The organism is Aliiroseovarius sp. Z3 (genome assembly GCF_029105185.1).
In the GTDB taxonomy this organism is placed as follows: Bacteria; Pseudomonadota; Alphaproteobacteria; order Rhodobacterales; family Rhodobacteraceae; genus Aliiroseovarius.
On the sequence record NZ_JAFMZK010000006.1, the window covers coordinates 205,156 to 218,844 of the forward strand.

Here is a 13,689-nt window from a genome sequence, read left to right on the forward strand (position 1 = left end):
CCCGTTTTTCTGTGTTGGTCGTTATCGCGACACTTAACCTTCGTCTGTGTAGTCCGTCAGAGGCGGACATGTGCAGACCAGATGTCGGTCACCATAAGCGTTGTCGACCCGGTTCACAGGCGACCAGTATTTGTCCACCCGGAAGCTGCCTGCCGGGAAACACCCTTGCTCGCGGGTATAGGGGCGATCCCACTCACCGACGAGGTCCACGTAAGTGTGGGGTGCGTTCTTGAGCGGGTTGTTTTCCGGGTCGATCTTGCCTTCTTCGATCTCGCGGATTTCCTCGCGGATTGCCAGCATGGCGTCGCAGAAACGATCCAGCTCGGCCTTGGTCTCGGACTCGGTCGGTTCGATCATCAAGGTGCCCGCCACCGGCCAGCTCATCGTTGGAGCGTGGAAGCCGTTGTCGATCAGCCGCTTGGCGATGTCGTCGACGGTCACGCCTGCGCTGTCGGCATAGGGGCGGGTGTCGATGATGCATTCATGCGCGACGCGGCCATTGTTGCCGGTGAACAGAACGTCGAACGCGCCTTTCAGGCGGGCTGCGATGTAGTTCCCGTTCAGGATCGCCACCTTGGTTGCTTGGGTCAGCCCGTCACCGCCCATCATCAGGACGTAAGCCCAGCTGATCGGCAGGATCGAACCCGAACCGTAGGGGGCGGCAGACACCGCACCTTCTTCACCGACAAGGCCGTTGCCGGGCAGATGTGGCGCAAGGTGCGCCTTCACACCAATCGGACCCATGCCGGGGCCTCCGCCGCCATGCGGAATGGCGAAGGTTTTGTGCAGGTTCAGGTGGCTGACATCGCCGCCGATCTCGCCCAGCTTGGACAGACCAACCATCGCATTCAGGTTCGCCCCGTCGATATAGACCTGCCCCCCGTGGTCATGGGTGATTTTGCACACCTCGCGCACGGTTTCTTCGAACACGCCATGGGTTGACGGATAGGTGATCATGCAGGCGGCCAGCTTGTCGCCTGCGGCTTCTGCCTTGGCGCGGAAATCATCAAGGTCGATATCCCCGTTCTCGGCCGATTTGACGACCACCACGTCCAGATCGACCATATGTGCCGAAGCGGGGTTCGTGCCATGGGCCGAGATCGGGATCAGGCAGATGTTGCGATCCCCCTGACCATTGGCCTTGTGATAGGCCTGAATGGTCAGAAGCCCGGCATATTCGCCCTGAGCACCCGAATTGGGCTGCATCGACATGTCGTCATAGCCCGTGATCAGGCAAAGCTTCTGCTTCAGATCCTCGATCATTTCGGCATAGCCCTCGACCTGCTTTTCGGGCGCCATCGGGTGGATATAGGCAAACTCGCGCCATGTGACTGGCATCATCTCAGCAGCCGCGTTCAGCTTCATCGTACATGACCCCAGCGGGATCATGGCGCGGTCCAGCGCCAAGTCACGGTCGGCCAAGCGGCGCATATAGCGCATCATCTCGGTCTCGGCCCGGTTCATGTGGAACACGGGATGAGTCAGGTATTCAGAGGTCCGCAGGATGTCATCGGGCAGACGATATTCGTTGTCACTGTCGTCATAGCTGCGGGTGATCCCAAACGCACGCCAAACGCCTTCGATCACAGCAGGGCGAGTCGCTTCGTCCAGCGTGATGCCGACATATTCGGTGTCCACCGGGCGCAGGTTGATACCTTCCTCGCGGGCCGATTTCAGAACGGTGTTTTGCAGCGCGCCCACATGCACGGTGATCGTGTCAAAGAAGTGCTTCGAGGTGATGGTGAAGCCCGCATCCTCAAGCCCCTTGGCCAGACGCACGGTTTTCAGGTGCACGTCCTGCGCGATGGCTTTCAAACCCTCGGGACCATGGAACACGGCATAGAAGCCTGCCATCACGGCGAGAAGCGCTTGCGCCGTGCAGACGTTCGAGGTTGCTTTTTCGCGGCGGATGTGCTGCTCACGGGTTTGCAGTGACAGGCGATAGGCCTGATTGCCGCGCGCATCGACCGATACACCGATCAGGCGGCCGGGCATCGAACGTTTGTGCTTGTCGGCGGTGGCCATGTATGCGGCATGCGGGCCGCCGAACCCCATCGGGACGCCGAAGCGTTGCGACGATCCGACGGCAATGTCGGCCCCCATCGCGCCCGGCTCTTTCAACACGGTCAATGCAAGCGGGTCGGCGGATACGATACCAACAGCCTTCGCATCGTGCAGGGCCGCGATCTGGTCAGTGAAATCACGCACACGACCATATGTGCCGGGATATTGGAAAATTGCGCCGAACACTTCGTCCGCGACAAGATCGGTTTCCGGGTCGCCGATGACGATCTCGATTCCTAAGGGCGCGGCGCGGGTTTTCATCACGGCAATGTTTTGCGGGTGGCAGGCCTCGTCCACGAAGAATTTCGTGGCTTTCGACTTGGCGATACGCTGCCCCATCGTCATCGCCTCTGCGCAGGCAGTTGCTTCGTCCAGCAGCGATGCGTTCGCAATCTCAAGCCCCGTAAGGTCGGAAATCATGGTCTGGAAGTTCAACAGCGCCTCAAGCCGACCCTGCGAAATCTCGGGCTGATAGGGCGTGTAGGCTGTGTACCAGGCTGGGTTTTCAAGAATGTTGCGTTGGATCGCAGGCGGCGTGACGGTGCCGTGATACCCTTGGCCCAGCAACGAGCGCATGACTTTGTTTTTCGCCGCAGTATAGCGCATCTTGTGCAACGCCTCGCGTTCGGACAAGGCTGGCCCCCAGTCCAAAGCATCCTGTTGTCGGATACTTTCGGGGACGGTCTGGTCTATCAGGTCATCCAAATTCTTGACGCCGATGGTTTTGAACATCTCGTCCATCTCGGTGGGCGAGGGTCCAATGTGACGGCGGTTGGCGAAGTCATAGGGTTTGTAACCGGTGGGCGTGAACGACATTGCGTTTCTCCGTGCGGGGGGCAGGCATATGGGTTTGGCAAGGGCCGAATGGCCCCTGCACCTGTGCGGAAAGGGGTATGATCCGTGGATCAGCCGATGAACTTCTTGTATCCGGCTTCGTCCATGTAATCGTCCAGCGGGCTGGTGTCCGACGCCTTGATCTTGAAGAACCATGCCTCGCCTTCAGGGTCGTCGTTGACCTTGGTGGGTTCGTCGACGATGGCCTCGTTCACCTCGAGGATTTCGCCGTCCAGCGGGCTGAGGATATCGGACGCGGCCTTGACGCTTTCGATCACGACAATCTCGTCATCCTTGGACACGGTATCGCCCACCTCGGGAAGTTCGACAAAAACAACGTCTCCAAGCTGCTCGGCGGCGTGGGCGGTGATGCCCACCACATAGACGCCGTCTTCTTCACGCAGCCATTCATGTTCTTCGGTATATTTCATTCTGTTTCTCCTGCTGGATTACTGGGGTCAACGTTTATAGGTGGCGGGGCGGAACGGCATGTCCGCGACCACTACAGGCTGGCGCTTGCCGCGCACATCGCCAAAGATTTGTGTGCCGGTGGCGGCGTAATCAATCGCGACATAGCCCATCGACATCGGGCGTTCGATGGACGGACCAAATGCGCCGGATGTGACTTCACCGATGGGTTCATCCGCGTCAGCGGTCGCAAAAAGCACGGTGCCCGCCCGCATGGGTGCGCGACCTTCCGGCAAAAGCCCGACGCGGCGGCGGGATGCGCCATTGTCGAACTCGGCCAGGATACGTTCTGCGCCGGGAAAGCCGCCTTCACGCTCCCCTCCGGTCTTGCGCACTTTCTGAACGGCCCATTCCAATGCAGCCTCTACCGGTGTCGTGGTCGTATCAATGTCGTTGCCATAGAGGCACAGCCCGGCCTCAAGCCGCAGGCTGTCACGCGCACCAAGCCCGATCGGTTCGACCTCTTCCATTGCCAGCAAAGCACGGGCGAAGTTTTCGGCATGCGCATCCCGCACGGAAACTTCATAGCCGTCTTCGCCGGTGTAGCCCGAGCGTGAAATCCAAAGCTCGCCAAAATCGCTGCCGGTGACGGCCACATCCATGAATTTCATGTCCTTGGCCGAAGGTACAAGCCGGGACAGTGCGGTTTCGGCCGCAGGGCCTTGCAAAGCCAGAAGCGCCCGATCGTCAATCACCTCGACCTCGCAATCGGTCAGGTGGGCGCGCATATGGGCGATGTCGGCCTCCTTGCAACCTGCGTTCACGACAAGGAACAAATGGTCGCCGCGATTGGCGATCATCAGATCATCCAGAATGCCGCCATCGTCATTGGTGAAAAGACCATAACGCTGGCGACCTTCAGCAAGGGCCATAACGGACTGTGGCACGATGCGCTCCAACGATTGTGCAGGCTTTTCGCCGCGCAGGATCACTTGCCCCATGTGGCTGACATCAAACAGGCCCGCGGCATTGCGTGTATGAAGATGTTCTTTCATCACGCCCAGCGGGTATTGCACAGGCATCTCATAGCCTGCAAACGGCACCATCTTGGCGCCAAGCTCCAGATGCAGGTCATACAGACCCGTCCGTTTCAGATTGTCTTGGGCTGCACCCATGGCCATTCCTCCAACTACTACCGGTGAGTCATGGAAGACATGCGCCCGGCATCTTTCAGACGCTCGCGCGCCTATCGATGCCCCCTCTGTCCGTTTCGCCTGAGATCGTTATCCCTTCGGCGGGCATCTGTGTGCCTCTCTCCAGAGTCATGTGCGCCGCATCGGTCCGTGGGCCTGAGAGTTTACCGGGGCGGTTGCTCCTTCGGCACCAGCTTTCGCCAGATTCTCCCGATGCGATGACGCCAAGTTATCCGTCCGCACCGGTTTCGGCAAGAGCTTGAATACAATCGCATGCGGCGGCACAGTAAGTTCATGCATGACCCCTATTTCTTTGGCTATGGTTCGCTGGTGAATCGTCGCACACATTCATTTCAGAACGCCCAGCCCGCGCAGGTGACGGGTTGGCGAAGGGCGTGGCGCCGCTCGCCGTTGAGGAAGGTGTGCTATCTGACGGCGGTGCCGGATCGGCAGGATTACATCGAAGGGTTGATCGCCTCGGTGCCCGGAGCAGATTGGGCAGCACTGGATGAACGCGAGCGGGCCTATGCGCGCGTCCCGCTTGGGTCTGAGCTGCGACATCAGGCTGGTGCGGTGAATGTGGCGATCTATGCCATTGAACCCGATAAGCATTTTGAGCCGACAGACGATAATCCGGTTTTACTCAGCTATCTGGATGTGGTGGTGCAGGGTTACTTGTCCGAGTTCGGTATGGCTGGTGTCACACATTTCTTCGAAACCACAGAGGGTTGGCATGCGCCCATCCTGAACGACCGCGATGCCCCAATATACTCGCGTGCGCAGGCACTGACCGAGGAAGAGCGGCAGATCGTCGATGAAGGTCTGTCGCGCCTATCGCCGCATTCCAAACAGCGATATTAGGCGGGTTTGCCGCTGGAACGGGTGGGCATCCGCCTCGCATTCGCCGCGTTCTGCCATGCGCAGGACGCGCGCCGACAATAGCAGGGCGATGGCGGCGAAGATCACCCCTCCGATCGCCTGACCGATCAGCACCCCGGGTGCGCCCCAATAGGCGGCCCCCAGTATGACCAGCGGGATCGTGCCCAGTGTCTGTCGCCCCCAGTTCACCCAAGTCGAATAGAACGGATGCCCCAGATTGTTGAAACTGGCATTGGTGACGAAAATCACGCCGTTGAAGAACCACGCCAGCGCCAATGGTCCGCAGAACAGATAAACAAGCTCGCGGCTTAGGCCTTCGGCACTGAAAAGATTCGCAATCGGCGCGCGCAGGACGAACAATATGGCGCTGACTCCGACCGAGACGCATAGGACGAATACCAACCCGTCACGAATGGCGCGGCGCACCCGGTCCAGCTGACCAGCCCCGAAATTCTGGCCGACGATGGGGCCAATTGCACCCGACAATGCGAAAATCACGGCGAATGAGACCGGGACGAGCCGCCCGACAATGGCCATGCCCGCCACGGCATCCTCGCCAAACTCTGCCATGGCGCGGGTGACATAGGCCTGACCGACCGGCGTTGCGAACTGGGTCAGGATGGCGGGCAGGGCGATGGTCATGATTGCGGTGAAATCAACCTTGAAGTCGACCGATCTGGGGCGGTCCAACCCGCCGTGAAAGCGTAGCACAGGATAAAGCGACATGACCGCAATGGTTGCCCGCGCGCAAACCGAGGCAAGGGCGGCCCCTGTCAGTTCGAGATCAAGTCCGAAGATCAGGATTGGGTCCAGCACTGCGTTCACAACGCCGCCCCAGATCGTTGCCATCATGGCACGGCGTGCGTCCCCGTGGGCGCGCAGGATCGCGCCGCCGACCATGCCCACGATCAGGATCGGCAGGCTGGGCAAGATGATCCTGAGATAGCTTGTGGCAAGCACCAAGGTTTCGCCGGACGCACCCAAAAGCGCGGTCAGTTGGGGAACGAATATCCAGACGACAGCGGCAAAAACGCTTCCGATCACGACGCCATACAGAAGGGCCGTTGCAGCCCGGCGTTTGGCGGTTTGTGTGTCACCTTCGCCCAAGGCCCGCGCAACCAACGCACCCGCGGCAATCGACATGCCGATCCCGAAGGATGTGGTGAAGAACAGGATTGCACCGGCATAGCCCACGGCCGCCGCCAGCTCTTCATGTCCCAGCATCGAGATGAAAATCATGTCGACGAGGTCGACAAGGAAAATCGCCATCAAACCAACAGAGGCGGTCAGCGACATGACCGTGATGTGACGCATCAGACTGCCGCTTAGAAACTTCGCTTGTGTGCCGTTCTCATCTGTTGGTTGGGCCATCGTCTTCTCCTGTCACGCCCCTGCAGCATGGAGGAGAGACGCGCGGTGGGCCAGAAGCAATTGAACTCGACCGGACCTTACCCGCGACTGCGAGATATCAGCCCTTTGCGCGAATAACCTGGAGCAATGGCATCAAGGCCGACATATCCGGCCCGTGGCTCATCCCGGTCAACGCCTTACGCAGTGGCATGAACAGCCCGCGCCCTTTGCGTCCGGTGGCGTCTTTCACTGCTGCGGTCCAGTTTGACCAGCTATCGGCGTCATACGGCCCATCGGGCAAAAGTTTCATCGCGCTGGTAACAAACTCGCGGTCTTCTTCGTCAATCACCGGGTCGGCACCGTCGCGGCACAGGGTCCACCAAGCCTCCAGATCACCCAGCGTCGTGATGTTTTCACGTGCCACGGTCCAGAATGCTTCGGCTTTGTCGGACGGGACGCCGAGGTCATCCAACGTCCTCGACACAGCATCAACGGGAAGATTCGCCAGATAACGGGCGGTCAGCGGGAACAGGTCGTCGACATCAAATTTGGTCGGAGCGGAACCAAAGGTCGACAGGTCGAAGCCTTCGACGATCTCGTCCAGCGAACTGCGCAGCTCGACCGGCTGTGATGACCCCAATCGCGCCAGCAGGCTCAGCAGGGCCATTGGCTGCACACCGCGCTCTCGCAAGTCGCGGATGGCCAGTGTGCCAAGGCGCTTGGACAGCGCCTCGCCTTGCGGGCCGGTCAAAAGCGAGTGGTGGGCGAAGGATGGCACCTTGCCGCCCAACGCTTCGATGATCTGGATCTGTGTGGCCGTGTTGGTCACATGGTCCGACCCGCGCACCACGTTCGTAATGCCGAAGTCGATGTCGTCACAGACCGAGGCAAGCGTGTACAGGAACTGCCCGTCGCCCCGGATCAGCACCGGGTCCGACACGGATGCGGCATCAATCGAAATGTCGCCCAGAATCCCGTCAGCCCAATTGATCCGTTCGTGATCCAGCTTGAACCGCCAGTGGCCTTGCCCGCGCTCATCGCGCAGCTTGGCTTTTTCGTCTTCTGACAGGGCCAGCGCCGAACGGTCATAGACCGGCGGCTTGCCCATGTTCAGTTGCTTCTTGCGCTTAAGGTCCAGCTCGGTCGGGGTTTCAAATGCTTCGTAGAAGCGGCCCATGTCGCGCAGCTTCTGTGCGGCGTCTTCATACCGGTCCAGACGGTCTGACTGTTTTTCAACTCGGTCCCATGTCAGGCCCAGCCATTCCAGATCCTCCATGATCGCGTCCGCGTATTCCTGCTTGGAGCGTTCCGGATCGGTGTCGTCAAGGCGCAGGATGAATTTTCCGCCCGACTTGGCAGCTATCAAATAGTTGAACAGCGCGGTGCGCAGGTTGCCAACATGGATGTAGCCGGTGGGCGATGGGGCAAAGCGGGTGGTGGTCATGGGTCAGGTCTCCTTGGCTCGACCCTCTTTCATACTGGTCCCGATTTGTCCATATAATCTGGTATGACTCGCAAATACGCCCCTTCAATTGCTGATATCGAGGCACTTGCAAATGACGCCCGGATGCGTCTGCCGCCAGCCTTTGTTGAAAAGGCGCTGGAGGTCGCGATCCGCGTCGAAAACATGCCGAACGCCGTATTGCTGTCCGAGATGGAGATCGAGGATCCGTTCGAGTTGACCGCAGTTTACGAGGGCATTCCGCTGACACAGAAATCCGTGTCCGATCAGCCCTTCGCACCCGACACGGTCACGCTGTTTCGACGGCCCATTCTGGATGAATGGGCGTCGCGCGGAGACGTTTCGCTGGCAGAATTGGTGGGGCACATCATCGTGCACGAGTTCGCGCATCATTTCGGCTGGTCAGACGCCGATATTGCCCAAATTGATCGCTGGTGGGAATGATCAGCTGGGCTGCACCTTCCACGTCTTGTCCAGATCGCGCAATCCGGCGCGGATCAACTCGGCCAACACGTCCAAGTCGATATCGGCCAGCTTGTTCACATAAAGGCAGGACTTGCCCATCTTGTGCTTGCCCAACCGGGTCAGAATGTCCCCATAGTCGGCATATCCCGGCATGATATAAATCGAATGGCGCGCCTTGCGGGGCGAGAATCCGGTGGCCAGAAAATCGCCCTCGCGCCCGCTGGCATAGCGATAGTGATAGCTGCCATAGCCGATGATGGATGGCCCCCACATGGCCGGCGCGAAGCCAGTGACCCGACGGAACAGCCGATCCATCGTCTCGGCGTCCCTGCGTTTCGTTTCGGGATCGACTGAGTTGATGAAATCGACAACGGTCTGGCCGGTGGGACGTGTCTTGTTTTCCTTTGCACTCATTTCATGCCCTTGCTTTCGATCCTGTCACGATTGCGTGACGCCATCCATTTTCGTCGGAATTCGAAGTATAGTGCAGGTCTGTATTTCATCAAAATCTGCTCATACCGGGAGGTCACTCATGAAATCTTTCTCTGTTCCACATCTATCGCGCCGACACCTGTTGATGGCGGGGGCTGCCGCGCCATTGGCAGGACTTGCTGCTGGATCTGCGCGGGCGATGGCGCCGCAAATGGGTCTGTCCAGCACTGCTTCGCAGACCGTGAAGCTGGGCCAGTTCGAGGTCACGACCCTTCTGGCGGGCAACCGCACGGTGGAAGAACCGCAAAGCATCTTCGGCATGAATGTCAGCGAGGACGAGTTCGCAGCGGTCTCCGAAGCGGCCCATATTCCAACCGATGCGGCGCAGTTTTTCTTTACGCCAACCTTGATCAATACCGGGTCCGAGCTTGTTTTGTTCGACACGGGCTTGAATCCGGCCGGGATCACAGCGGCACTGACCGGGGCGGGCTATACACCGGATCAGGTGGATATTGTGGTCATCACCCACATGCATGGCGACCATATCGGAGGGCTGGCAGGCGACGCCGGCGCAACCTTCCCGAATGCGCGTTATGTCACCGGCGCGATCGAGTTCGACCACTGGGCGGCGGCAGGAAATGAAGGGTTCGATGCCAAGGTGGCGCCTCTGGCTGAACAGATGACGATGATCAACGGTGGCGATACCGTTGTCTCCGGGATCGAAGCGGTCGAGGCCTTTGGCCATACGCCCGGTCATATGGCCTATCGTCTGGAAAGCGATGGAAAATCGCTTTTGGTCGCAGCGGATTTCGCCAACCACTATATCTGGTCGCTGGGCTATCCCGACTGGGAGGTCAGGTTCGATATGGACAAATCAGCCGCAGCCGCAACGCGCAAATCGCTGCTGGGAATGCTGGCAGCCGAAAAGATGCCCTTCATCGGCTATCACATGCCATTCCCGGCACTGGGCTATGTCGAGGCCCGTGATTCAGGATTTCAATACGTGCCGCACAGCTATCAGCTTTTGATGGGATGAAGCCTGTTGGCGGGGCGGCCTAGCTTGTGTCCCGCCAACGGTTCACGATCGGATAACGCCGATCCAGCCAGAAGCTGCGCATGGTCAGACGGGTGCCCGGCGCGGATTGGAAGCGTTTGTATTCGCTGATGAAGATCAGATGCTCGACCTTCTTGACGGTGTCGCGGTCAAACCCGTCCGCGACCAGTTCGGCCACGGATTTCTCGTCGTCAATTAAGCCCTCTAGGATGGCATCCAGCACCTCATAGGGTGGCAGGCTGTCTTCGTCCTTTTGATCGGGGCGCAGCTCGGCCGAGGGCGGTTTGTCGATGATCGACACCGGAATGACCTCGCCTTCCGGGCCTTTCATCCAGTCGCGGTGATTGGCGTTGCGCCAGCGGCATTGTTCAAAGACACGCGTTTTGTACAAGTCCTTGATCGGGTTATAGCCGCCCGCCATGTCGCCATAGATGGTGGCATAGCCCACGGCGACCTCGGATTTGTTGCCGGTGGTCAGAAGCATCGCGCCGGTCTTGTTGGACAGCGCCATCAACAGCAATCCGCGCAGGCGGGACTGGATGTTTTCTTCGGTCACGTCAGGCTGGGTGCCTTCGAAGAACGGAGCGAGCGTATTGGTGATCGCGTCGCGACCTTCTTTGATCGGCACGAAATCATAGGTGCAGCCAAGTCGGTTTGCGATGTCCTTGGCGTCGTCCAGTGAGTTTTGTGACGTGTATTCCGACGGCAGCATGACGCAGCGGACGTTCTCGGGACCAAGCGCATCCGCGGCGATGGTTGCTACAATCGCGCTGTCGATCCCGCCGGACAGACCCAGAAGCACCTGTTTGAAACCGGTCTTGCCCATATAGTCACGTAAGGATTCGACCATCGCGCGATAGTCCTGTTCCCACTCGTCCCCATGCACGGCGATGGGGCCGGGGGCAATGCGCCAACCGTCGTCCGTGCGGTTCAGATCGACATGGCGGATTTCTTCGTCAAAGGTGGTCATGCGGAAGGCAAGCTCCCCGCCCGGGTTCAGGGCGAATGACCCTCCGTCAAACACCTGATCGTCCTGACCGCCCACCATATTCAGATAGAGCAGCGGCAAACCGGTTTCGACCACGCGCGCCACCATGTGGTTCACGCGTACATCAAATTTGCGCCGGTAATAGGGTGATCCGTTCGGAATAAGCAGAACTTCGGCTCCGCTTTCGGCCAGCGTTTCGCATACGTCTTCGCCATGCCACGCGTCTTCGCAGATCGGAATGCCGACACGGATTGGGCCCATGGCAATCGGGCCTTGCGGATCGGCAGAGGTAAACTGCCGCTCTTCGTCGAATACCGTGAAATTGGGCAGCCGCTGTTTTAGGACTCGCGCAGCCACTTTGCCGCCGTGCAGAATGTAATAAGCGTTAAACAGATGCGTACCGTCGTGAAACGGCCCGCCGATGCCGATTGCGGGGCCATCGGCGCAATCCGCGGCCAGTTGTTCAACCGCGGCCATGGAATCGCGAAAGAACTGGGGGCGCATGACAAGGTCTTGCGTTTGATAGCCGGTGATGAATGCTTCAGGCAGGGCCAGCAGAGCACTGCCCGCCGCCTTGGCCTGTTCCCACGCAGCGCGCGCTTTGTCGGCATTGGCGGCAATTGCACCAACGGTGGGGTTCAGCTGCGCCATTGTCAGGCGGAAATGGTCACTCATCGCGCGTATCCTTGTGGCCCGGCGATCCAAGCCGGGTTTGATCTTGCGCACAGATGTAGCAGGTTTGTGTGCGGGATAAAGACCATGCGTTGGAAAACCGTTGTTTCGGGGCCACGGCTCGCATAGTCTTGCTGCGGGTTTGCGTGGGTTTAAGCGCGGAAAAATCACTTATTGAAAGAGGTTGGACATGGTTCCCCTTCGCACAGGTTTTCGTGGTGTCGTCTTTGGTCTGGCGCTGGGCACGTTGCCCGCCGTCGCGCAGATCGAGACCAAGCAATACGAGGATGGCGCGGTTTATGAGGGGACGTTCAAGGGCGGAGTGCAGCATGGAATGGGCACGCTGCAACTGCCGACGGGTTACGAATATACCGGCGAGTTCATTGAAGGCGAGATCATCGGACAGGGCGTGGCGCGTTTCCCCAACGGCTCGATTTACGAAGGCAGTTTTGCCAAGGGCAAGCCCGAGGGGTTCGGCAAGATCACCTTCGCAGATGGGTCGACCTTCGAGGGGGATTGGGTGGATGGCAAGATCAACGGATCCGGTCTGGCGATCTATGCCAACGGAATAAAATACGAAGGCGGGTTTCGAAATGCCATGCATCATGGTCAAGGGCGTCTGCAAAGCCCGACAGGATATATCTATGAAGGCGATTGGGTTGCTGGCGTAAAAGAAGGACGTGGCACCTCGACCTATGCGGACGGTTCAACATATGACGGTGAGATGCGCGCAGGCGAACGACATGGCACGGGCGTTCTGACCCAAGCGGACGGTATGATTTTCGACGGCACCTGGGAAAAGGGTCAGATGCAGGGTGAAGGCATCCTGAAACAGGCCAATGGCGATATCTATTCCGGAAACTTCGAAGCGGGGGCCCGTCAGGGGCAGGGTGTGGTCGAATACACCAATGGCGACCGCTATGAAGGAAGTTTCGAAAAGGACAAGCGCCAGGGGCAGGGTGTTTTTGAAGGTGCTGATGGCTATCGCTATGAAGGCAATTGGGTTGCCGGTGTGATCGAAGGTGCGGGTAAAGTGACCTATCCCGACGGCTCGGTTTACGAGGGGCAGTTTCGCGATGGGGTGGCTGATGGCACAGGCATGATCAAATACCCCGATGGAAATACGTATGAAGGTGAATGGAAAGCCGGCGTGATCGAAGGCAAAGGTATCGCCCGCTATGCCAATGGTACGGTTTACGACGGCATGTTCAAAGACGCGCTTTATGACGGACAGGGCAGCTTGACCACGGCGGACGGGACTTCTTATGTCGGGGATTGGCAAGCAGGTCAGCCGCACGGCCAAGGCAAATCGGTCTTCGCCGATGGCGCGACGTATGAGGGTGGATTCGTCGGAGGGCTACGCGAGGGCAAGGGCAAATACACGATCGCCGACGGGTTCTCGTATGAAGGGGAATGGCGGTCTGGGCTGTTTCACGGTCAAGGCGTGGCGATCTATGCCAATGGCGATCGCTACGAGGGCAGCTTCCAAAAAGGCAAACGTCATGGCGAAGGGGTTGTGACCCGCGCCGATGGCAGTCAGGAGGATGGCACCTGGGAGGACGGCGTCATTGCCGGAGCAGCCATCACGGTGCCCGCACCCGAAGTTGACAGCGCAGCGGGGGCAGCCGCGGCGGATGCCAGTTCGGATGCCGCCACCAACTAAGCTTGGCCCGGTAAATTGTCCCAGATTGTCAGAAAAAGGGCTTTATCTTGGCCAAAACCGCCCTATAGTCGCGCCATGGAAACGCAGAAACATATCACACACCGCCCCGCGCTGGGCCTTCTGCTTCTTCTTAGCCGCCTCTGAGCGTGCCGTTTTGGCGCGACCGCTCAGGGGAACCGCCAGACGCGCCACGAACCGGCCCGGATTTGGGCCACCAAGGCTAAG

General features: G+C 59.2%; 11 protein-coding genes and 1 riboswitch. Of the genes, 4 read left to right on the forward strand and 7 right to left on the reverse strand.

All coding sequences use genetic code 11. The features are described 5' to 3' along the window. Nucleotides 1-33: 33 nt before the first annotated feature. The 3 genes from gcvP to gcvT form a co-directional block, all read right to left on the reverse strand. A complete protein-coding gene (gene gcvP / locus J3R80_RS12530; RefSeq protein WP_275394125.1) occupies nt 34-2,880 on the reverse strand; it encodes an aminomethyl-transferring glycine dehydrogenase in 2,847 nt (948 codons plus the stop codon). An 89-nt stretch (nt 2,881-2,969) separates the two neighbouring features. Further along, nucleotides 2,970-3,329 carry a glycine cleavage system protein GcvH gene (gene gcvH, locus J3R80_RS12535; protein WP_275394126.1) on the reverse strand — a complete coding sequence of 120 codons (360 nt, stop codon included), beginning with the start codon at nt 3,327-3,329 and terminating at the stop codon, nt 2,970-2,972. Nucleotides 3,330-3,356: 27 nt separating this feature from the next. After that, nucleotides 3,357-4,481 carry a glycine cleavage system aminomethyltransferase GcvT gene (gcvT, locus tag J3R80_RS12540; RefSeq protein ID WP_275394127.1) on the reverse strand — a complete coding sequence of 375 codons (1,125 nt, stop codon included), beginning with the start codon at nt 4,479-4,481 and terminating at the stop codon, nt 3,357-3,359. Between the two features lie 152 nt (nt 4,482-4,633). After that, a riboswitch (glycine riboswitch) is annotated at nt 4,634-4,722 on the reverse strand. Nucleotides 4,723-4,793: 71 nt separating this feature from the next. Here gcvT and J3R80_RS12545 point away from each other — a divergent pair. Further along, entirely contained in the window at nt 4,794-5,360 is a 567-nt protein-coding gene (locus tag J3R80_RS12545) for a gamma-glutamylcyclotransferase family protein (protein ID WP_275394128.1), read from the forward strand. Here the strand turns inward: J3R80_RS12545 and J3R80_RS12550 are convergent. Both J3R80_RS12550 and gltX read right to left on the reverse strand, forming a co-directional pair. Then, complete coding sequence (locus J3R80_RS12550; RefSeq protein ID WP_275394129.1) at nt 5,331-6,749, reverse strand: MATE family efflux transporter; 1,419 nt, start codon at nt 6,747-6,749, stop codon at nt 5,331-5,333. The genes J3R80_RS12545 and J3R80_RS12550 overlap by 30 nt on opposite strands. Before the next feature lie 97 nt (nt 6,750-6,846). Next, nucleotides 6,847-8,172 carry a glutamate--tRNA ligase gene (gltX, locus tag J3R80_RS12555; RefSeq protein WP_275394130.1) on the reverse strand — a complete coding sequence of 442 codons (1,326 nt, stop codon included), beginning with the start codon at nt 8,170-8,172 and terminating at the stop codon, nt 6,847-6,849. 63 nt (nt 8,173-8,235) lie between these two features. Between gltX and J3R80_RS12560 the strand changes: the two genes are divergently transcribed. Continuing rightward, complete coding sequence (locus J3R80_RS12560; RefSeq protein WP_275394131.1) at nt 8,236-8,634, forward strand: metallopeptidase family protein; 399 nt, start codon at nt 8,236-8,238, stop codon at nt 8,632-8,634. Here the strand turns inward: J3R80_RS12560 and J3R80_RS12565 are convergent, their stop codons facing one another. Next, the gene (locus tag J3R80_RS12565; RefSeq protein WP_275394132.1) at nt 8,635-9,069 is read right to left on the reverse strand and encodes a DUF1801 domain-containing protein; all 435 of its coding nucleotides are present in this window, start codon (nt 9,067-9,069) and stop codon (nt 8,635-8,637) included. A gap of 118 nt (nt 9,070-9,187) precedes the next feature. Here J3R80_RS12565 and J3R80_RS12570 point away from each other — a divergent pair, with 118 nt between their 5' ends. After that, complete coding sequence (locus tag J3R80_RS12570; RefSeq protein ID WP_275394133.1) at nt 9,188-10,123, forward strand: MBL fold metallo-hydrolase; 936 nt, start codon at nt 9,188-9,190, stop codon at nt 10,121-10,123. 19 nt (nt 10,124-10,142) lie between these two features. Here J3R80_RS12570 and J3R80_RS12575 read toward each other — a convergent pair whose 3' ends face one another. After that, nucleotides 10,143-11,804, reverse strand: coding sequence for an NAD+ synthase (locus tag J3R80_RS12575; RefSeq protein WP_275394134.1), 1,662 nt, complete (start codon nt 11,802-11,804; stop codon nt 10,143-10,145). A 187-nt stretch (nt 11,805-11,991) separates the two neighbouring features. On the opposite strand from J3R80_RS12575, the gene J3R80_RS12580 reads away from it, so the two are divergent. Further along, nucleotides 11,992-13,464: a 2-isopropylmalate synthase gene (locus tag J3R80_RS12580; protein WP_275394135.1), complete on the forward strand. Its 1,473-nt coding sequence runs from the start codon at nt 11,992-11,994 to the stop codon at nt 13,462-13,464. Nucleotides 13,465-13,689: the final 225 nt, after the last annotated feature.

Excerpts from the sequence above, each read along its gene's own strand:
- J3R80_RS12565 (WP_275394132.1), bottom strand. The coding sequence starts at position 9,069 with ATGAGTGCAAAGGAAAACAAGACACGTCCCACCGGCCAGACCGTTGTC.
- J3R80_RS12550 (WP_275394129.1), bottom strand. The coding sequence starts at position 6,749 with ATGGCCCAACCAACAGATGAGAACGGCACACAAGCGAAGTTTCTAAGC.
- gcvH (WP_275394126.1), bottom strand. The coding sequence starts at position 3,329 with ATGAAATATACCGAAGAACATGAATGGCTGCGTGAAGAAGACGGCGTC.
- gcvP (WP_275394125.1), bottom strand. The coding sequence starts at position 2,880 with ATGTCGTTCACGCCCACCGGTTACAAACCCTATGACTTCGCCAACCGC.
- gltX (WP_275394130.1), bottom strand. The coding sequence starts at position 8,172 with ATGACCACCACCCGCTTTGCCCCATCGCCCACCGGCTACATCCATGTT.
- J3R80_RS12545 (WP_275394128.1), top strand. The coding sequence starts at position 4,794 with ATGCATGACCCCTATTTCTTTGGCTATGGTTCGCTGGTGAATCGTCGC.
- J3R80_RS12575 (WP_275394134.1), bottom strand. The coding sequence starts at position 11,804 with ATGAGTGACCATTTCCGCCTGACAATGGCGCAGCTGAACCCCACCGTT.
- J3R80_RS12560 (WP_275394131.1), top strand. The coding sequence starts at position 8,236 with ATGACTCGCAAATACGCCCCTTCAATTGCTGATATCGAGGCACTTGCA.
- J3R80_RS12580 (WP_275394135.1), top strand. The coding sequence starts at position 11,992 with ATGGTTCCCCTTCGCACAGGTTTTCGTGGTGTCGTCTTTGGTCTGGCG.
- gcvT (WP_275394127.1), bottom strand. The coding sequence starts at position 4,481 with ATGGGTGCAGCCCAAGACAATCTGAAACGGACGGGTCTGTATGACCTG.
- J3R80_RS12570 (WP_275394133.1), top strand. The coding sequence starts at position 9,188 with ATGAAATCTTTCTCTGTTCCACATCTATCGCGCCGACACCTGTTGATG.